The organism is Streptomyces sp. NPDC048639, assembly GCF_043199075.1.
Classification (GTDB): Bacteria; Actinomycetota; Actinomycetes; order Streptomycetales; family Streptomycetaceae; genus Streptomyces.
In genome coordinates, this window is record NZ_JBICVP010000014.1 from 44,105 (window position 1) to 61,567 (window position 17,463).

Annotated in this window: 18 protein-coding genes and 3 pseudogenes; 11 read left to right on the forward strand and 10 right to left on the reverse strand. The window is 67.9% G+C overall.

Translation table 11 applies throughout. The features are described 5' to 3' along the window. Window positions 1-179 precede the first annotated feature (179 nt). The gene (locus ACGFNH_RS30575) at window positions 180-1,244 is read left to right on the forward strand and encodes an SMP-30/gluconolactonase/LRE family protein (protein WP_393659285.1); all 1,065 of its coding nucleotides are present in this window, start codon (window positions 180-182) and stop codon (window positions 1,242-1,244) included. Window positions 1,245-1,453: 209 nt separating this feature from the next. On the opposite strand, the pseudogene ACGFNH_RS30580 reads toward ACGFNH_RS30575, so the two are convergent. Both ACGFNH_RS30580 and ACGFNH_RS30585 read right to left on the reverse strand, forming a co-directional pair. Beyond that, window positions 1,454-1,977: pseudogene (locus tag ACGFNH_RS30580) on the reverse strand (transposase). Window positions 1,978-2,013: 36 nt separating this feature from the next. Then, on the reverse strand, window positions 2,014-2,598 hold the full coding sequence (locus ACGFNH_RS30585; RefSeq protein ID WP_393659287.1) for a DinB family protein: 585 nt from the start codon (window positions 2,596-2,598) through the stop codon (window positions 2,014-2,016). Window positions 2,599-2,603: 5 nt separating this feature from the next. Between ACGFNH_RS30585 and ACGFNH_RS30590 the strand changes: the two genes are divergently transcribed. The 3 genes from ACGFNH_RS30590 (at window position 2,604) to ACGFNH_RS30600 (ending at window position 4,460) form a co-directional block, all read left to right on the forward strand. Beyond that, window positions 2,604-2,732: a hypothetical protein gene (locus ACGFNH_RS30590; protein ID WP_257548903.1), complete on the forward strand. Its 129-nt coding sequence runs from the start codon at window positions 2,604-2,606 to the stop codon at window positions 2,730-2,732. Between the two features lie 658 nt (window positions 2,733-3,390). Continuing rightward, window positions 3,391-3,744 carry a VOC family protein gene (locus tag ACGFNH_RS30595; protein ID WP_393659289.1) on the forward strand — a complete coding sequence of 118 codons (354 nt, stop codon included), beginning with the start codon at window positions 3,391-3,393 and terminating at the stop codon, window positions 3,742-3,744. A gap of 221 nt (window positions 3,745-3,965) precedes the next feature. Next, window positions 3,966-4,460, forward strand: coding sequence for a hypothetical protein (locus tag ACGFNH_RS30600; RefSeq protein ID WP_393659290.1), 495 nt, complete (start codon window positions 3,966-3,968; stop codon window positions 4,458-4,460). 408 nt (window positions 4,461-4,868) lie between these two features. On the opposite strand, the gene ACGFNH_RS30605 is transcribed toward ACGFNH_RS30600, so the two are convergent. Continuing rightward, window positions 4,869-5,843 (reverse strand): threonine/serine dehydratase, encoded by a 975-nt coding sequence (locus ACGFNH_RS30605; RefSeq protein WP_393659292.1) that lies wholly within the window; start codon window positions 5,841-5,843, stop codon window positions 4,869-4,871. Between the two features lie 139 nt (window positions 5,844-5,982). Here ACGFNH_RS30605 and ACGFNH_RS30610 point away from each other — a divergent pair, with 139 nt between their 5' ends. Then, on the forward strand, window positions 5,983-6,495 hold the full coding sequence (locus ACGFNH_RS30610; RefSeq protein WP_393659293.1) for a CGNR zinc finger domain-containing protein: 513 nt from the start codon (window positions 5,983-5,985) through the stop codon (window positions 6,493-6,495). On the opposite strand, the gene ACGFNH_RS30615 is transcribed toward ACGFNH_RS30610, so the two are convergent. Next, window positions 6,492-6,656 (reverse strand): hypothetical protein, encoded by a 165-nt coding sequence (locus ACGFNH_RS30615; protein ID WP_393659294.1) that lies wholly within the window; start codon window positions 6,654-6,656, stop codon window positions 6,492-6,494. The genes ACGFNH_RS30610 and ACGFNH_RS30615 overlap by 4 nt on opposite strands. Before the next feature lie 204 nt (window positions 6,657-6,860). Here ACGFNH_RS30615 and ACGFNH_RS30620 point away from each other — a divergent pair, with 204 nt between their 5' ends. Together ACGFNH_RS30620 and ACGFNH_RS30625 are read left to right on the forward strand one after the other, a co-directional pair. Next, the gene (locus tag ACGFNH_RS30620) at window positions 6,861-7,601 is read left to right on the forward strand and encodes a DUF899 family protein (RefSeq protein ID WP_393659295.1); all 741 of its coding nucleotides are present in this window, start codon (window positions 6,861-6,863) and stop codon (window positions 7,599-7,601) included. Window positions 7,602-7,927: 326 nt separating this feature from the next. Then, on the forward strand, window positions 7,928-8,368 hold the full coding sequence (locus ACGFNH_RS30625) for a VOC family protein (protein ID WP_393659296.1): 441 nt from the start codon (window positions 7,928-7,930) through the stop codon (window positions 8,366-8,368). 325 nt (window positions 8,369-8,693) lie between these two features. On the opposite strand, the gene ACGFNH_RS30630 is transcribed toward ACGFNH_RS30625, so the two are convergent. From ACGFNH_RS30630 to ACGFNH_RS30650, 5 genes and pseudogenes are all read right to left on the reverse strand, one after another. Next, the gene (locus tag ACGFNH_RS30630) at window positions 8,694-9,536 is read right to left on the reverse strand and encodes an alpha/beta fold hydrolase (protein ID WP_393659297.1); all 843 of its coding nucleotides are present in this window, start codon (window positions 9,534-9,536) and stop codon (window positions 8,694-8,696) included. A gap of 4 nt (window positions 9,537-9,540) precedes the next feature. Next, window positions 9,541-9,765: pseudogene (locus ACGFNH_RS30635) on the reverse strand (dihydrofolate reductase); the annotation flags it as partial. A gap of 417 nt (window positions 9,766-10,182) precedes the next feature. Further along, window positions 10,183-10,848: a response regulator gene (locus ACGFNH_RS30640; RefSeq protein ID WP_393659298.1), complete on the reverse strand. Its 666-nt coding sequence runs from the start codon at window positions 10,846-10,848 to the stop codon at window positions 10,183-10,185. Next, a complete protein-coding gene (locus tag ACGFNH_RS30645; RefSeq protein ID WP_393659300.1) occupies window positions 10,845-12,056 on the reverse strand; it encodes a sensor histidine kinase in 1,212 nt (403 codons plus the stop codon). The genes ACGFNH_RS30640 and ACGFNH_RS30645 overlap by 4 nt, the downstream gene beginning before the upstream one ends. 2 nt (window positions 12,057-12,058) lie before the next feature. Then, window positions 12,059-12,583, reverse strand: coding sequence for a hypothetical protein (locus ACGFNH_RS30650; RefSeq protein ID WP_393659302.1), 525 nt, complete (start codon window positions 12,581-12,583; stop codon window positions 12,059-12,061). Between the two features lie 387 nt (window positions 12,584-12,970). Between ACGFNH_RS30650 and ACGFNH_RS30655 the strand changes: the two genes are divergently transcribed. Continuing rightward, window positions 12,971-13,108, forward strand: a complete 138-nt coding sequence (locus tag ACGFNH_RS30655; RefSeq protein ID WP_393659304.1) for a hypothetical protein — start codon at window positions 12,971-12,973, stop codon at window positions 13,106-13,108. A 129-nt stretch (window positions 13,109-13,237) separates the two neighbouring features. On the opposite strand, the gene ACGFNH_RS30660 is transcribed toward ACGFNH_RS30655, so the two are convergent. Beyond that, the gene (locus tag ACGFNH_RS30660; RefSeq protein WP_393659306.1) at window positions 13,238-14,353 is read right to left on the reverse strand and encodes a DUF6923 family protein; all 1,116 of its coding nucleotides are present in this window, start codon (window positions 14,351-14,353) and stop codon (window positions 13,238-13,240) included. A gap of 650 nt (window positions 14,354-15,003) precedes the next feature. On the opposite strand from ACGFNH_RS30660, the pseudogene ACGFNH_RS30665 reads away from it, so the two are divergent. The 3 genes and pseudogenes from ACGFNH_RS30665 to ACGFNH_RS30675 form a co-directional block, all read left to right on the forward strand. Then, window positions 15,004-15,195, forward strand: a pseudogene (locus tag ACGFNH_RS30665) (GNAT family N-acetyltransferase); the annotation flags it as partial. Between the two features lie 250 nt (window positions 15,196-15,445). Continuing rightward, a complete protein-coding gene (locus tag ACGFNH_RS30670; RefSeq protein WP_393659308.1) occupies window positions 15,446-16,441 on the forward strand; it encodes a GNAT family N-acetyltransferase in 996 nt (331 codons plus the stop codon). Between the two features lie 363 nt (window positions 16,442-16,804). Then, the gene (locus ACGFNH_RS30675) at window positions 16,805-17,386 is read left to right on the forward strand and encodes a molybdopterin-dependent oxidoreductase (protein ID WP_393659310.1); all 582 of its coding nucleotides are present in this window, start codon (window positions 16,805-16,807) and stop codon (window positions 17,384-17,386) included. Window positions 17,387-17,463: the final 77 nt, after the last annotated feature.

Sequence of the window (17,463 nt, forward strand, 5' to 3'; positions counted from 1 at the left end):
CCTTGGACGACCGCTGCGCGGCGTCGGCGAGCCGCGTGCGGCGCACCGGGCGCCCCAGGTTCCCCGGGTTCCCGGCATCGCGTCCTGCGCCTGGTCCGGCGTCGCTTCCGGTGGGGCGGGAACGGCGCGGTGAGAAACGCGCTCTTATCGAGGACGTCTACAAAGGAGATCGGATGCGCGTGATCCACACGTCCCAGCGTCAACGAGCCTGGAGCAGGCGGACGGTGGGGGTCCTCTTAGCGGCCACCATCGCCGGAGTCGTGTCCCCGGCGACTGCGGCCCCCGCGACGGGCTCCCCGGCCGCCGCCGCCGCCGCGGCGCCGGACGCACGGTCCTCCCGGCACCCGGACGTGATCCACGGCTCGGCCCCCTCCCTGCACCCGGAGGGCGTGGCCTACGACGCCCGGCGCGACGCGTTCCTCGTCGGGTCCGTCACGCACGGCACCGTGTCGCTGGTCACCCCGTACGGCTCCGCCCGCACCCTGGTCGACGACCCGAAGCTCGTCACCACCATGGGCCTGACCGTGGACCAGCGGCGCGGACGCGTCCTGGTGACCAACGCCGACCTGGGGGTGGCCGACCGGAGCACCCCGGACACCGAGAACCGCCTCGCGGGCCTGGGCATCTACGACCTCAACAGCGGCCGCCGCCTGCACTACGTCGACCTGGGACGGCTGCTTCCGGGGCGCCAGCACTTCGCGAACGACATCGCTGTCGACCGAGCCGGCAACGCGTACGTCACCGACTCCCTCAGCGGTGCCATCTACAAGGTGACGCCGCACGGGCACGCGTCGGTCCTGGTCCAAGACGACCGGCTCGCCGGAACCACCGAGGGCTTCGGCCTGAACGGCGTCGTCCTGCACCCCGACGGCTACCTCATCGGCGCGATGTCAGCCGAGGGAGCCCTCGTCAGAATCCCGCTCGACCAGCCGCGGAAGTTCCGGCGTGTGGATCTGAGCGCGCCCATCGGGAGTCCGGACGGCTTGCTGCTGTCCCGGACCGGAACCCTCTACGCCATCGACAACACCAGCAAGAACCGGGTGATCGAACTCGGCTCCACGGACGGCTGGTCCAGCACGCGGGAAGTGCGTTCCGTGCCGTGGCCGGACCCTGCTCCCACCACGCTGGCCGCCAGCCCCGGCGGCCCGTACGTGCTGACCGGGCGGCTGGACCTGCTGCTGAGCGGAACGCGCAGCGACGAGTTCCAGTTGCGGCGACTGCCCGAGGGAGGGTACGGCCGGTGAGCCCCGCCTGACCCGCGGCAATCGCACCACTGCGCGGCGACGAACGACCCGGAGGGACTTCGGCGTTACGGCCGCGGTGGACTTTGGCGCTCAGCGCCCGAGCCACCGCGGCCACCGGCACGCCCGAGGCAGAGACGGGCGGCGTTACGGGCGCCTCGCCCCAATGCGCTCGAGCACCAGTCTCCTACGGACTCGCTTTGGAGGGTGTCTCACGTGGCAAGTTTCGCGAGCTTCTTGTAGCAGGTCAGGACGGCGGCCAGACCGAGGAAGGCGAGGAAGTGCGAGCCCTTTCGTTCGTATCGGACGGTGAGGCGGCGGTAGCCGAAGAGCCAAGCGATCGACCGCTCGATCTTCCAGCGGTGCCGACCGAGGCGTTCGCCGGACTCGATGCCGGCCGCGCGATGCGCGCGACGAGCCCGCGCTCGCGCAGCCAGGCCAGGTGTTCGGCGGAGAAGGCGGAGAAGTACGCCTTGTCCGCGCGGAGTTTGACGGGTCGGCGCCGCCGTGGTCCCCGGCGGGTGGCGGGCGACGTGCCGAACATCGGCGGCAGATGCCGCCAGGCACGGCCGCTGGTCAGCGCGTACACCACTGCCGTGAACACGGCCCGCTCGTCACACGGAGCGGTCCCACCACCTTGCGGACGAGCAGCGAACGGCGGCAGCAACGGGGCGGCCGGCTCCCAGAGTTCATCAGGAACCAGACGCTTCGATGGATCAGCACCCACGACCGGCATCATGCCGCACGAACATCAAGTCACGTGAGACAACCTCTAAGCCTTGATCGGTGCGGCCGACCTGGCGGCCTGCTCGATCTTCGCGCAGTAGGCGGCACGGGCTTCCTCGTCGATCTGCTGCTCGTGTTCGGCGCGCATCCCGGTCCGGCCGTCGAGTCCCTCGCGCAGGATGTCGGCATGTCCGGCATGCCGGATGGACTCGCTGAGGACATGGGTCATGATAGCGAACAGGTTCGTGTTGGAATGAGGCTCCGTCCACCACGGCACGTGGCCGGGGGCGTCAAGAGGAAGCTCGTTGATCGTCGCGTCCGAGTGTTCCCACGTGCGCCGGTAGAACGCGATGATCTGATCGCGGGTCTCGTCCTCGGTCGCCCACAGATCGCTGCCGTTGGAGTCCTGCCACCGAGGCAGCGGTTGCGGGGAAGGGCGGTCGAAGACCTCGCCGAAGTACCTGGCCTCGACGGTGGCCACGTGTTTGACCAGGCCGAGGAGGTTGGTCCCGGTCGCTGTCAAAGGCCGGCGGGCGTCGTATTCGGACAAGCCGTCGAGTTTCCAGAGCAGCGCCTCGCGGTCCCGCCGCAGTCTCCCGTGCAGGTTGTTTTTCGCGAACTCATCGATCATGCGGCATGAGCCTGCCATGGGCCGCTCGTGGTCTCAAGATCCCGTACGTGGTCCGCAACGACTGGCAGAGCCGAGGCCTGGCAATGGCCGCCGCCCTGACCTGCTACAAGAAGCTCGCGAAACTTGCCACGTGAGACAACCTCTCTAGATCGTCTCAGCAAGAATGAAGGCGTTTCTCATAACCTGCGACACCGCAGGTCAAAGCGATTTCTTCTTCAACTCGTTCCCATCAGCAGGTCGATTACTCGACAACCGTGATCCCAGCTCCTGCAGCATCACAGGTCAGAGGAACGCGCTCAGGGCTGCACCATCGACGCCAGTGAGACAACGCAGCCCTGCCCGTCTGCGTTACCTGGATGAGCCTCTGACGGCTCGTGAGGGCTCTACAGCCCTAACCGGGGCATGCTGGTACTCCCCGTTCACCCCGGGACGCTTGAGGAGCCTGTATCGGCTCGGCTCAGACCCCGTAGGCCCCGCGGGAAGGCTCATCTCAGCCGTTCTTGATGCGGTTGGCGAAGTCCATGCCGCGGTGGGCTTGCGGAACGCGTCGGCCTTGCCGTCGCGCACGGAGTCGATGAACTCGGCGGTGAACTCCTCCAGCAAGGCCCAGGACTGCTCCCTCGGCACTCCCCGAGAAGACACCGTCCGCGTGCAGGATCGCGTTCGTGCTGCCGAAAGCGCTGCATCAGGATTGCGTTCCTCCGACTGACCTGCCAACAAGCCGCGGCACGGTGCGAATTGAGTGGAAAATACTCACTCGGGAGGAAGGGGCCATCTTCCAAGATTTGCCAAATGGAACGTGTACTTGGAATCGGTGGATACTTCATGCGAGCTGCCGACCCGGCCGCCCTGAGCACCTGGTATCGCGACTGCCTGGGCCTAGACGTCGACGAACACGGCCTGTGGCGTCAGGAAACCGGGCCGACGGTGTTCTCGACCTTCGACACGGACACCGACTACTTCGGGACCCGCGCCCAGCACACCATGCTCAACTTCCGAGTCCGCGACCTGGACGCGATGCTCGCACAACTGCGCGCCAAGGGAGCGGACGTAACCGAAGAAGCGCAGGACATGGAAGGCGTTGGTCGATTCGGCTGGGTCACCGATCCCGAAGGCAATCGGATCGAACTGTGGCAGCCCGCCTGACCGCATTTTCCACGCAGGCGACACCGTGCCGGTGGCGCGGCCGGACCTTGGAGACGCGGAGGTCGGCGATGAGTCCGCCGGGATCGTCGGCGTAGTCACGCACCCGGGTGGCGGCGAGCGCGTGCTCGCGGCCGGCGACCGCGAATCGCATGAGCGCCCAGGCGCGATTGAGCATCAGCGTGCGACAAGAGGGGACTTCCGCCGGCGGAGGGGACGTGGGAATGGAATTCGCACTGGCCGCGGTGATCGCCAGGGACGAGCTGCTTCGCGGCGCCTCGAGACACGTACGTGCCGCCCGGGTCGTTCCTCTCGGCCAGGGCCTGTCGCTGATGCCGATGACGGACAGCCTCTTCGATTCCCTGAGGGACATCAGGAATGCGCCCCGCACCTGTTGGGAGTTCTCGAGGCTTCCGATCGGGTTCGACAAACGGCTTGCACGCTGGTCAGCCGCCGGACCCGTGGCCTACGTCGAAGCCCACCTCTACCCCGGTGGCGGATCGCAAGGAGTCGTTGTCTGGTCTGACGGAACCGTCGTACTCGGCCCCCTCGACGTATGGGAAGGCGTTGTCATCGGCCCCTCCGACAGCCCGGTCTCACGGGGCCTGCGGAGACTGGGAGTGGTGGCGGAACCCGACAAGGACGAGATCGCCACCGTGGGACTGGGCCGCCATCGGAACACCGAGGGCTGGATATCGCAGGAGTTGCCCGCCGGATGAGGTAGCGGCACGGCCCGGGCCGGAGGTGTGGGGACGGCCGGAGGGTCTGGCCTCTGCGGAGTGGGGAGCGTCGCTCAGGAGCGGGCGCCAATGTTAGGTGGGGCCCGGGCCTCGCTGAACCGGGCCGTTCGCGGCACGCTCGGGCAGGTAGGAGCCCGGGGCCGTCTGGACGGGGAGCTCCTCGCATGGACCGGGAGCGACGCGGCTCACGGGGCGGTCGCCTCCGGATTCCGGTCCCGCAGCCGCCTGACCATCGCCGACGTCCTGGACGAGAACGGGCTGGTCCTCGGGTCTGCGGTCGCGCACTACCCGCGCCTCTCGCCGGCCGAGTGCCGGCCGCACACGAGATCCTCACGCGTCGTGGGCGCGGCCCTGGGCCCGGGTCCCGACCGGCAGCTCAAGCGGGGATCAGTGCGTGAGCAGGTCCGCCAGCAGTGCGGGATCGATGTTGCCGCCGCTGATCACGCAGGCATGCACGCGGCCGGGTGGCAGGGCGTCCTGCTGGTACAGATAGGCCGCCAACGCGACGGCGCCGGAGGGCTCGGCGATCAGGTGCGCCTGCCCGGCGAGTACCGCCACCGCGGCCCGGATGTCGCCTTCGCGGACCGTGATGATGTCGTCCACGTAGGCCTGGATGTGGGCAAAGGGCAGTACGCCCAGCGAGCTGATGCGCAGGCCGTCGGCGATCGTCCGGCCCGTCTCGGCGGCGGGCCAGCTGACCCGCTCTCCGCTGTGGAGACTCTCCCGGGCGTCCGCGGCCAGTTCCGGTTCCACGCCGATGATCCGGATCCCCGGTCTCTCGAGCTTCATCGCTGCCGCGATGCCGGAGATCAGACCGCCACCGCTGACGGGCACCAGGACCGTGTCCAACTCCAGTCCCAGTGCCGCCGCGTCCTCAGCGATCTCCAGGCCCACGGTGCCCTGCCCTGCAATGACGTAGGGGTCATCGAACGGGGGCACCACCACATGTCCCCGCTCCTCCGCCAGCTCCCCGGTGACCTTCTCGCGGTCCTCGGGAGCTACGAGCACGACCTCGGCTCCCTGCGCGCGAGTCGCCTCGATCTTCACCGCCGGCGCCGTGTCCGGCATGACCACCGTCGCCGTGACGCCCAGGATCCGCGCCGCACAGGCCAGTGCCTGCCCGTGGTTGCCGCTGGACTGGGCGATCACTCCCCGGGCGCGCTCGCGAGACGACAGCGCGGACAGGCGGTTGTAGGCACCGCGGATCTTGAAAGCACCCGTGCGTTGCAGGTTCTCGGGCTTCAGCACGAGCGACCGCTCGCCGTCCGAGGCCCACGCGCAGGGCAGCAACGGCGTACGCACCGCAATGCCCTGGATTCTCCTTTGGGCCTCACGAACGTCTTCAAGGGTCACCAGTGACATGTGCTGCTCCAGGTAGGGCCGAAAGGGGAATCCGGCGCGCCTTCCGAACCGCAACTCTCTGGGGACGGACACACCTCCGGTGACGCTGTCCCGTACAGCAGCTTGCGCGGCGCACGGTCAACCCTGATGTCATGGCCTTATGCAGTTCAACCATTACGGCGTCGAGGCCGCGCTTCTGGCGGCCGGGCTCGTCAATCTGCCCGCCCCGTTCACGCCCGTCACGCTGAAACCCCTGCTCGACGCCCATCATGTGGTGGCCTCGCACCTGACCCGCCCGCAGGTGGCCGCTGTGGAAGCCTGGAGCGAACGGCTTGCCCCCTGCTTCGGCCCGCAGGCCCTCGCAGCCCGCTGTCGGGCCGTCAACGCACTGCTGGCCGCGGGCTGCACATCGCCCCACATCTCCCTGCACGACGGCCATCCGCACATGCATTACGACGCCCCGGACGCCGATGCCGCCGCCCGTATCCAGGCACGAACCGCCGGCGGTCTCGCCTACGTCGTGTGCGGGTCCGGCCCCGACCGCCTCGGGCGCTGCCGCCGCTGCGACCTGGCCTTCGTCGACACCTCACGCAACGGTCGACGCGCCTACTGCACCGTCCGCTGCGCGAACAACGCCGCGGTGGCGCGCCACCGCGACCGCAACCGCCTCTAGGCGTGCGGTTCGGAGAGGTCGGTGATGCGGACGTCGCCGCGGGTCATGCGCCCCAGTTGTTCGTCGTGCAGGACACGTTCAGAGGAATAGTGCAGTGAAGACCGACGGATCATTGCCGCGAACACCAGCTGGTCGACCCCGGCGTCCGGCGCTATGTGCATGAGCGCGGACCGCAAGGCGGCATACCCGATTGGCTTCATTCACCTCTAGGAACAGCGTTGTTGATGGGTTCCGGAGACAGGTGGTGATCAACTCACTCGGGAATGTTCACGCGTAGAACCGCAGGTAGCCCGCCCAAAGCTCATTCCACCGCACACGGTGGTCAGCGCGGTGGGCAAAACTGCAACGAACGCATGGAGGCGATCATGAACGACCACGGATCCAGCCCGGCGCTCCCGCCTGTGGTGGACAGAAAGACCTGGCAGGAGGCGCGGGACGCACTGTTGGCACGGGAGAAGGCGCACACCCGCGAGGGGGACGCGATCGCGGCGGCGCGGCGGCGGCTGCCGATGGTGGAGGTCGACGCCACCATCGAGGTGATCGGTCCTGAGGGGCCGGTCACGATCCTCGACGTCTTCGAGGGCCGCAGGCAGCTGATCGCGTACTTCCACGCCTGGTGGCCCGGTCGGCCCGCCGCGGAGCAGTGCGAGGGCTGCACGTTCTTCAACTGCCAGGTCCGCGAGCTGTCCTACATCCATTCCCGCGACGTCACGTACGCCACGCTCTGCAAGGGCCCGTACGAGGCCAGCGTCCGCTACCGGAACTTCCTGGGGTTGGACATGCCGTGGTACTCGGTCGAGAAGACGGCGGCGCAGCTGCTGGAGGGCCGTGACTGGCAGCGTCACCACCTCGTGTGCTACGTCCGCGATGGCGATCGGGTGTTCGAGACGTACTACACCGGCGGCCGCGGCGTCGAGATCATGGCCCCCACCCACGGGCTGCTGGACATGACCGTCTACGGACGCCAGGAGGCATGGGAGGACTCCCCCGACGGCTGGCCCCAGCCCTGGGGTGACGCTAAGAACCCCGAGGTCTGGCGTACGAACGGACGCCCCATCGCCCAGTGGTCCCGCATCGAAGCCGGCCGCTCCGACGAGCTGACGTAACGATCAGCCAGCATCCTGGAGCTGCCCTGGCAACTACCGCGGTGCTGTCCCGCAATGCTCAAGCGCGCATGCTGCGAATCGTCGACGGTGCATTGAAAGCGGGGACGGCACGCTGGGGCTGAATCGTCTTCATGGGAGCGGCCACCTGCGCCGCACTCATCCTCGGTGGTGACGCCTGGCTCGCGGGGTCTGCTGTAGGGGTGCTGAGGCGCGATCCAGATTCTTCGGAGTCCGGCGGTCTGCGGATGTCGAGAACGTGCCACCGGCTCCGTCCCAGGGACATCAGCGGCGACCACCGGCCGCACGAGGAAGAAGGAGAAACCAGCATGGCGATTCAGCGGATGGACAACGTCGGCATCGTCGTCGAGGACTTGGATGCCGCCATCGCGTTCTTCGTCGAACTCGGTATGGAGCTGGAGGGCAGGGCGGAGGTCGAGGGCCTCGTCGCCGACCAGTGCACCGGACTCGACGGCGTCCACTGTGACATCGCGATGGTCCGGACCCCGGACGGTCACAGCCGGCTCGAGCTGGCGAAGTACCGCAGCCCCGCGGTGATCAGCGCCGGGCCGCGCAACCGGCCGCACAACATTCTGGGCACGCACCGCGTCATGTTCGCCGTCGACGACATCGAGGACACCGTTGCCCGCCTGCGCCCTCACGGCGCCGAAGTCCTCGGCGAGATCGCCCGGTTCGAGGACAGCTATCTGCTGTGCTACCTCCGCGGCCCGGAGGGCATCATCGTCGGACTGGCCGAGCAACTGCGCTGAGACGGAGGAACCGAACCGTACAGCCGAACGAGATCCTCGAGGTTCTGAACCGCCCGGCTCCTAGCATGCCGGTCCGCTGCTGGGTCCCACCGGGCCCTTACGATCTGCGCCTCACCCTGCGGGTGCTGCAGCGCGGCGGCCGAGACCCCGCATTCCGCTCTCCGAGCAGCGGTGGAGTCATGACGGCTCGGTCTGCTCGCCACCCGGCTGTGGCACTGGTCCTGGGCCCGCTGGCGAAGGAAGAGAATTCGCTCACAACTCACTGACCATAAGGACCTGCCGAGACGGGGTGATCACAAGTGCTCGAAGAACCCACGCGCGTCCTCTACCCGAGCGTGAGCATCGCCTCGGCGACCTCGCCGACCGCAGCATCGGGGATCGCTGTGGCGGCCGTCTTGAGGACGAGCAGCCGTGCCCCGGAGATCTCGCGCGCGATTGCCTCGCCGTTGCCGACGGGGAAGAACCGGTCGCGGTGGCCGTGGACGACGAGCGTGGGGACCTCGATCTCGGGCAGACGCTCCCGCCAGCGGGGTTTGCAGTCGAGCCTGGAGAAGACCATGCCCATCTGGTTGGCCATGTGGAGCGCGGGTGCGGTGCCGGGGGTGCGGTCCCAGATGCGTGTGGCGAGCTCGCGCGCGGCGACGGGGTCGTCGCCGCGGATCTCCGCGCCGGCGGCGGCGAACTCCGCTACCGCCTCGCGGTCGGTCCAGTCGGGCATCGGATGCGCGAACAGCCGGCGCATCGTCGCCTGGTCATGGTCGGGGAGGTCATCGTCAGGTGGGCCGGGCGCAACCGCGCGGGTGCCCACCAGGGTGAGCGCCGAGAACGCGCCCGGATGGTCGAGCACGGCCACCTGGGCGACCATTCCACCGACGCCGATCCCCGCGAGGTGCGCGGGGCCGCCGCCGAGCGCGTCAACAAGGGCAGCCGCGTCGGCGGCGAGGTCGCGCAGGGTGTAGATGGGCGCCTCCGGGTCCGTCGTCGTCGACTCCCCGCTGTCGCGCAGGTCGTAGCGCACCACGCGGCGCCCGCCGGCGGCGAGGCGCTCGCACAGCGCGTCGGGCCAGGAGAGCATCGTCGTCCCGCCCGCGAGTAGGACCAGTGGTGCGTCGTCGTCACCGAACGACTCGATACCCAAAGCGATCTCATTGGCGTTGACGGTGGTCATCGGATCACCCCAGGCCGTCGTAGGTCAGGTGCGTCGCGGTCGATGTCGGGGTCACGCTCCGCTGCACCGGTGTGCGCGGTGCTGTGCCGGTGAACAGTGGTCTCCCGGAACTCGGCACCAGGGGCGCGAGGTGCGGCGTCAGCGCGTCGACCAGCCCGGCGTCGAGCGCCGAGCCGATCGTGGCGCCGCCGCCCATGAGGACGACCTCGAGGTCCTTGCCGCTGTCCTTGCCGCTGTCCTTGCCGGGGTCGGGCTCGGTGACGAAGCCGTCCAGGGGGACCGAGATGTCGGCGATGATGCGAGTCATGCCAGGGCAGACCCGATCGGCCGCCCAAACTCATCGCTCACACACGAAGCGTGTACCGGACGCGAACCCGATGGCACGACGCCCGAAGCGGTACGTCGGGGGTACAGCGGACGGTCAACCCCGGAGTACCTCAGAAGCGCGTATGCACAGGTCAAAGGGTATGGCCACGGTGGTGCTCGGAACGGCATCCGAAGCGCACAGTGGCCAAGCATGACGCTCAGTCACAGTGTTGTTTTGACTGAGCGCTGTAGTCGGCCGCATTGAGCGCTGTAGAGAGCCGGTGCTGACTCGCTCTACTGTCGAACCGGCCCGCACGTCGGCTGCGGTGTCTCAGGCGGGTCAGGCCAGGCCTGCCTCGATGGCACGACGGACGGCGTCGGCTCGGTCGCGGATTCCCGCTTTGGCGAACAGGTTGTTGATGTGGGTCTTGACCGTGGCCTCGCTGATGAAGAGCTTCTCGGCGATGCCCCGGTTGGGCAGGCCCTGGCCGATCAGCATGAGTACCTCGCGTTCGCGGGGTGTGAGGTCCGCGGGCAGGGCCTGTCCCAGCACCGGCGCCTTGGTCCTGACGGTGGCGAGCAGCCGGTCCTGGACCTCGCGGTCGAGCACGGACTGACCGGCGGCAGCGGCCCGGATCGCCCGGGTGATGTCCTGGCGTCCTGCGTTCTTGGTCAGGTAACCGCGGGCCCCTGCGCTCAGGGCGCCCAGGATCGAGTCGTCGTCGGCGAAGGTGGTCAGCACGACCACCGCCACCTCCGGGTACTCCTCGCTCAGCCGACGGGTTGCCTCGATCCCGTCCATCACGGGCATGCGCAGGTCCATCAGCACGACGTCCACCGGCCCAGCGGCAACAGCCGTCAGCACCTCGCTTCCATCCGCGGCGGCCGCGACGACGTCGATGTCCTCGGACAGCCCGAGCACTGCGGCAAGCGGCTCTCGGACGGCGGCTTGGTCGTCGGCGACGACCACCCTCAACCGCTGCGGCGTCTCGGTCGGTTCACTCATCCCGGGATCACTGCCTCCACCTGCCAGCCGCCCCGATCCGGGCCCTCGGTGACCGGGCCCGCGGTAATGGTTCCGCCCAGCAGAGCGACGCGTTCGCGCATTCCGATCAACCCCATCCCGCTGCTGTCACCCGCGTTCACCTCACGGGTGGCGGGGCGGTTGCAGATCCTCAGTGTGGTCGATGAGGCGGCGAACGTCAGTTCCACGCCGACATCTCCCCCGGGAGCGTGCCGAGCGGCGTTGGTCAGTGCCTCCTGGGCGATCCGCAGCAGATTCTGGGTCACGTGGGCCGGCACCTCACGGACAGTCCCGGTGACGGTGAGAACGTCACGGCGGCCCGAGGATTCGAGCATCGCGGTCAGGGTCTCCAGCAGTGGCAGCGAGTCCTCGCGCAGCGCGTGTACAGTCCACTGCGCCTGTTTCAGGCTCTCTTTGACCAGGCCGTGGGCCTTGTTGTTGGCCCCCCGGACCTTCTCCAGGTCACCGGTGTCGATCAGTGCATCGGCCAGTTCCAACTGCATGTTGATCCCTGCCAGCGAGTGCGCCAGAACGTCGTGCACGTCCCGGGCGATCCGGCTGCGCTCGGTCAGCACGGCGGTCTGGGCCTCGGCCCGGGCGGCGCGTTCGGCCGAGTCCGCCGCCGCGATCGCCGCCAGTACGGCCCGGCGCTTACTGCGGTTGACGATGCCGGCCAGGACCGGGGCGCCGGTGGCGAGTCCGAGTGCCCAGGGCAACAGGTGGTGCCCCGGCCCGAGGCTGAAGTACAGGACGCCGCCGCAGAGCAGACTGCAGATTCCCGCGAGAACGAGGGCCGGCTTGGTCTCAAGCCGGTATCCGATATGACCGGCAAGGAAGAAGGCGAAAAGGTAACTCGTTCCGCTGCGGCTGACGCCGATCAGGGTGGCCGCCGCGACGACGCCGAGGGTGAGCCAGACGAGAGCCAGGTGCTGGGGAACCTTGCTCTCAGGCAGGCGCCGAGCCAGCAGCGCCGCAGAGTTGATCACGAAGAGGGCGGCGACGGCCAGACCCCGGCCGCTGAATCCCATGGGCCGGATTGTCAGGATTCCGACGACGATGACCCCAAGGGTCACCACCCACTGGACACGCGGGTCCTGGCCAGGAACCGGCCGCGGGTCCGCCCCATGGACCGCTGCCTTCCCAGGGGGCGGGGCGCTCTCGGCTGCGGACACGGGCAGAACATTACGCACGGTCAGGCGGTTTGGTCGAAGGCGGGCACGGGATGGGTCACCGTCCGGGTCCGGCTTCGTATGAAGATCGTGGCCAGCCGCGTGGCCACTTCGGTGAGTGCCATCAACACGAACGCCGCTACCCAGGCATAGTCGCTGGTGATGTGGTGAGTGATGCTGAACCGGGCGACATCGTCGGCGCCACCGCCGTGCTCGACCCACATCTGGAAACCCATCCGAGCCCCCATGCCCAATACCCACAGGATCGCCGACACCGCACCGGCCTTGATCAGGACGTGCTCGCCAACAGTCCGGATCCGGGTGTAGATGCCGCCGGCGATGCCGAGCGCAGCACCCGCGCTCATCAGGGCCCCGATCAGCACCAGGTCGTTGCCCGCAGTAGGGATGCTGTCCAGGTACGAGTGGGCCACGAAGGCCACGATCCCCAGCGGTATCAGGAAGGACTTGAGGTCGAGTCGGCCTTCCCGCAGCTGCCGGAAGACGACGAGGATAAGGGCGATGTCGGTGATCCACTCGGTCGTTGTCATGCCCTCAAGGCTGCTGCGATGAGGCGCACAGCACCTGGACCCATGGGTGGAATCGGGGGTGGAGTTCAACCGCTCCTCCGATGTCCACCCCACCTGCCGGGCGACGCGACAGCAAGGAAGACGACAGCAGACAGGACACCCCGCGCCCGTAGGCCCTGCTCCTGCCACAGCAAGGACAGCGTGGCCAACTGGAGTGCTCAGGCACATCCTTTCAGTCAGCGGAGCTGGAAGTCGTCGAGGCCGAAGGGTACGTCGGTGCGGCGTTCGTCGCCGATCCACCAGCGCCCCTCCCCCGGTCGCATGTGGAGAGGACAAGGGCACCGTCCTGCTGGCGGTCAGGGTTCACTGGGCTGTTCCCCGGTGTAGCGGAAGATCTCGCCTCCGGCGTTGACGCCCCGAACGGTGCCGTCGGCGCGGCGCCGATATCGCTGGCGGCGCGTCGCCGCCGCGCTGTTCGAGGACCCCGAGCGAGAGTCGAGCGTGCGGCGCATGTACGACTCCGGCCGCCGCCACATCGGCATCTGACCGCGCACCAGACCGTAGGCCCGCACCGTGCTGGTGCGGGCCTACGTCACGCGCCACAGGCTGTCTTGAGAATCTTGGGAACGGAGCAGGCCCCGCCAGTGGCGGGGCCCGCTCTCTGTGATGTCCTGGTCAGGCCAGGCGGGTGGCCTTCAGCCCGTCGAGCGGGTACTCGTGCGGCAGCTTCTGAGGATCACCGGGGACGGTGATCTGTACGGTGATGGGCCGTGATTTGCCGGCGGCGAGCAACTGGTCGTTCTTTGCGTCGATGTATGCCTTGCCGCCCTGGTAGACAACGTCTACGCCGGATGCGTCGACCTTTTGTCCCGCCACCGTCGGCAAGTCGAACGAGATCCTGAATTTGTGGACGTCTTCGCCCTTGCCGCTGCTCTTGCTGACGGCCGTGAGCGTCAGCTCGAAGCTGTACACCTTGCCGCGCGGGTCATTGCTGTCCCATGAGGTATTGAACTTCTTCGTTACCACGATCTCGTGGTAACTGGGCGGAACGGGGAGCGGGGTGATGCGCCCGGCGCCGTTCATGACCTCCAGATTGTCGACGGGGATCTTCCCGCCGCCGATCCGCTTTGCGTGGTCGGGGATGGTGGCGCCGGTGAGGTCGAGGTGACTGACGTTGCCGGCGGAGTCGACGGCGTAGAAGTTGCCGTCGTCGTCGAAGAAGGTGGCCGAGTACGACTTCCGGGAGCCCGCGGAGGAGCTGGCTTCGGCGGGTTCAAAGACCTGCTTCTTGAGCACGATCTTCATCTGCTTCTTCTGCGGGTCGATGTGGAGCAGGTCCCCGTTGTCGCCCTCCACCGAGATCAGCCGGCCGTCCTTGGGGTGGTGGGCGAAGTCGTCCCACCGCCCGGCGCCGGAGTCGCTGCCGGCGGTCGCTGTCCTGGTGGTCACATCGATCGAGTAGCTGGGCACGCCGGGGTTGCTCACGACGTAGAGGGTCTTCCCGTCGTCATCCAGGTCCCCGCCGTACCAGGTCTTGCCGCTCGGCAGCCCGTTGACGACAGCGTCCGTGACCGTGCCGGCCTCCACGTCGATGGTGACCAGCTTGTTGTCGCTGACCGCCAAGAGCAGCGGCTCCTTGTCCTCACCCCGGTACTGCGCGCCCATGGCGGTGTAACCGGCCGCGTATGCCGGCACGTTCCCGACCACGCGGGTGTCTCCGTCGATCGGGTCGAAGCGGTAGATCCGGGTGTTCGTCCTGCCGACCGCGAGATAGACCTTACGGTGTGCCACTGTGCGGATTCCTTCCGTGAAGAGTTGGGCTCCGGTGCCTCGGGAGAAGACACCGCGCCGCACTCCCCCGGACCACGGCGCAGGCCCAAGCTAGGGGCGCTTTCACACCCGCTGGCCGGCCGTCCCGGCAAACCATCCGTAAGCGGGGAGCGGAAGCTCGCCCGGTCCATCCGCTCCGCTCCTGCGCCCCACCGGTCGCGCCCGCGCTCACCCCCGGCGGATCACCGCACTCCCGGCCCTCCTGCCGGGGCAGGGGCGCTTCGTCATGCGGCGGCGCCTCCTCACAGCTCCTCGGCGTACGTCGCTGGCGGCGAGGGCGTGCTCGTGCCCTCGGCAATACCGGCGTACGAACAGCGCTTGTGCCCTTCCAGGGGCTCGCGACGGGCCGGACGTGGTCGGCTTCCACACCTGCATGGCCATCTCGGAGTCCTGCGCCAGGCCCGCGAGCCCCAAGGCCCGGTCAAGGTGCCGACCGGCGCCGTCGAGCTGGCCGGCGTCGATCAGGGACCACGCGGCAGTGGCGGTGACGTCGGCGGCCAGGGCGAACAGGCGTTGCCGCACGCGTCGCGTGGTGGATTTCTTCTGCCGGTTGAGCGCTTCGGCGGCTCACTGCCGGTCGCGTCAGCGGGTCGCGGGACGCTGGAGCCGCCGAATGCCTCGACCTCAAGGAGATCCTCGCGGTGACGACGACCACCAATCTCCGTTCGCAGGCAGTGATGCACCGCACCGGCATAACCCGCGACCCGGCCAACGTTTTCGACGACCTGAGCGTGCCGGACGGGCCGCTTCGCCCCAGCGTGGTCTTTCGGCTACGAAGCCTAAGGCGGCCCATTCGACAGTAGGTCGGCCGGCGGCAGCGTGTTGTTCGGCTCGGGCTCGTGTGCGGCGAGGCAGCGCCCATAAGGCGACTCAAGCAAGACAGAACCGGGCGCGACCGCTCGTGGACAACTCACTGGGGCACGGGAACATTGCGTTCGCCGGGCGTGCGGACAGCGTCTAGTGTTCGCGAAGGGTCGGGCAGGGCCCACCAGGCTGCCGGTCACCGCGGGCCGGCCCCAGGAGCACGCACTGTCACTACCCGAGGCAGGACCGATGGCACATTTCATGCTCACCGTAGAACCCCTGTCCGTCGTCGATGAAGCGGCGTTGGAAGAGTTCTATGTCATGCATCGCCAAGCCCATTGGTTCGATTTTCCTGCCGATCCGCCGGCGTGCAGGGCTTCCTTCATCGGGCAGATGGTGAGTCCCCGCCCCGGCCGGAGCATTTTGATCCGGGCCGCGTGGAGCGACGGCCGTCCGTCCGGGATCTGTGTGGTCGGCCTGGACGGCAATACCCCTCCCACGGAGGCGGTTTTGGTCTGTCTCTCGGTGCACCCTGACATGCGGCGCCAGGGAGTTGGGCGGCAGTTGCTTGCCGCAGTCCGGGAGTCTCTCGGCGGGATGGGTCCGAAGAAGTTGACCGCATTCACCTCCAGCCTTGCCGAAAAGGGGCCCGGTGACGCGTTTTCCGAGGAAACGGGGGCGGAGCGGGTAGCCCGTTACCGCCGACTGGCGCTGAACATCGCCGAACGCCCTCGAGGGGACGGCCACGCAGTACCGGCCGGGTACGGACTCGTGCGCTGGCGTGGCGGTGTCCCCTCGGAGTCCTTGGAGGAGTTCGCGGCCATGTCCACCCGCCTTGCCGAGGACGAGGCGGCGAGCTCGGGGAATGGGACAGCGGAGACCTTTGACGCTGCGAAAGTCGAGACCCTGTACGCCGTCCTGCGTGCCTGGGGCCTACGCACCTACATCACGGCTGTGCGGCACACGCACAGTGGCCTCCTGGTCGGTTACTCGGCGCTCGGAATCGCCGCCTCGCATCATCGGGACGCAAGCCAGTGGGACACGGTTGTACTTCCGGCGCACCGTGGACAGGGACTGGGGGCGCTTTTGAAAGAGACCAATCTTTCATGGGCCCGCGAGCATGAGCCGGAGTTGAGCAGCATCACCACGTGGAACGCCGTCGGGAACACGGCCATGATGGCAGTCAACGAATCGTTCGGGTTCCGCGCCGACGCTTGGGGGTCGGTCCAGGCGTGGTCCTGGTAGCCGCGTTCCTGGATCCGAAGGCTACGTGCGCAAGACCTGCATCGGTGGTGGATGCACCAGTGGTGACAAGACCGCGCCGTCCGTGCCGAGCAACGTGGGGCTGACCGGCACCACGAGCGGCGTCCCCTCTGATCGACAGGTGCCGGCGAGGTTGATCTCCGTGCAATCGATCAGCGCCGCGACTTCGAAATCCGGCAGGCAGACCCGCTTGGGCGACGGAGCCCCCTAAGGATGGCCGTCATGGGTGCATGGGCATGAACATTTGAGAGGTAGCACTGCCACAATTGCCAGCATCTGCAAGGTCGACCGGTGTTTCTATCCAGCCTGTGCTGGTGCGGCGAGTGCTTAAGGCGAGGGTGCGTCGTGGGGACCGAACCGCTCCCCCCAGGGCAGCGAACGGTCAAGGGCTGGCCTGTCTCGCACTACGGTCCGGTACCCGGATTTCGTGCCGCCAGATGGAATCTCCAGGTCTTCGGAGCCACCGCCACGGGCGCCACATACTCCTGGACCTTGGAGGAGGTCGTGGCACTTCCCATGACCACGATCACCACCGACCTGCACTGCGCATCGGGCACCACGACCCGCGGCCATGAGTTCTTCCGCGTGGCCGCCGCCACCATGCTGGACCTGGCGCCGCCCAGCCCCAAGGTGACCCATGTCATGGCGTGGGCCGAGTACGGATACAGCGCCAACCTTCGCCTCGCGGACTTCGCCTCCGACCGAACCCTGATCGCAACCCATCACAACGGTGACTTGCTCACCGCCGAACACGGCTTCCCGCTGCGCCTGGTCGTTCCGCACCTCTATGGCTACAAGGGGCCGAAGTGGCTTCGCGGTATCGAGTACATGACCCAGGACCGGCGCGGGTTCTGGGAGAAACGCGGCTACCACAACACCGCAGATCCCTGGGCCGAGCAACGCCACTCCTACCAAGAGGCGGACTAGATGGTCGATTCCAAGGGGTAGTTGCCGCTGCGGGGTCCAATGAGTCTTCAGGCCCGGTTGACGTCCACTCGTATGGG

What these genes read in the sequence shown, in the direction of transcription:
- ACGFNH_RS30585 (WP_393659287.1), bottom strand. Translation starts at nt 2,598, where the DNA reads ATGATCGATGAGTTCGCGAAAAACAACCTGCACGGGAGACTGCGGCGG.
- ACGFNH_RS30590 (WP_257548903.1), top strand. Translation starts at nt 2,604, where the DNA reads ATGAGCCTGCCATGGGCCGCTCGTGGTCTCAAGATCCCGTACGTGGTC.
- ACGFNH_RS30595 (WP_393659289.1), top strand. Translation starts at nt 3,391, where the DNA reads ATGGAACGTGTACTTGGAATCGGTGGATACTTCATGCGAGCTGCCGAC.
- ACGFNH_RS30600 (WP_393659290.1), top strand. Translation starts at nt 3,966, where the DNA reads ATGGAATTCGCACTGGCCGCGGTGATCGCCAGGGACGAGCTGCTTCGC.
- ACGFNH_RS30605 (WP_393659292.1), bottom strand. Translation starts at nt 5,843, where the DNA reads ATGTCACTGGTGACCCTTGAAGACGTTCGTGAGGCCCAAAGGAGAATC.
- ACGFNH_RS30610 (WP_393659293.1), top strand. Translation starts at nt 5,983, where the DNA reads ATGCAGTTCAACCATTACGGCGTCGAGGCCGCGCTTCTGGCGGCCGGG.
- ACGFNH_RS30615 (WP_393659294.1), bottom strand. Translation starts at nt 6,656, where the DNA reads ATGCACATAGCGCCGGACGCCGGGGTCGACCAGCTGGTGTTCGCGGCA.
- ACGFNH_RS30620 (WP_393659295.1), top strand. Translation starts at nt 6,861, where the DNA reads ATGAACGACCACGGATCCAGCCCGGCGCTCCCGCCTGTGGTGGACAGA.
- ACGFNH_RS30625 (WP_393659296.1), top strand. Translation starts at nt 7,928, where the DNA reads ATGGCGATTCAGCGGATGGACAACGTCGGCATCGTCGTCGAGGACTTG.
- ACGFNH_RS30630 (WP_393659297.1), bottom strand. Translation starts at nt 9,536, where the DNA reads ATGACCACCGTCAACGCCAATGAGATCGCTTTGGGTATCGAGTCGTTC.
- ACGFNH_RS30640 (WP_393659298.1), bottom strand. Translation starts at nt 10,848, where the DNA reads ATGAGTGAACCGACCGAGACGCCGCAGCGGTTGAGGGTGGTCGTCGCC.
- ACGFNH_RS30650 (WP_393659302.1), bottom strand. Translation starts at nt 12,583, where the DNA reads ATGACAACGACCGAGTGGATCACCGACATCGCCCTTATCCTCGTCGTC.
- ACGFNH_RS30670 (WP_393659308.1), top strand. Translation starts at nt 15,446, where the DNA reads ATGGCACATTTCATGCTCACCGTAGAACCCCTGTCCGTCGTCGATGAA.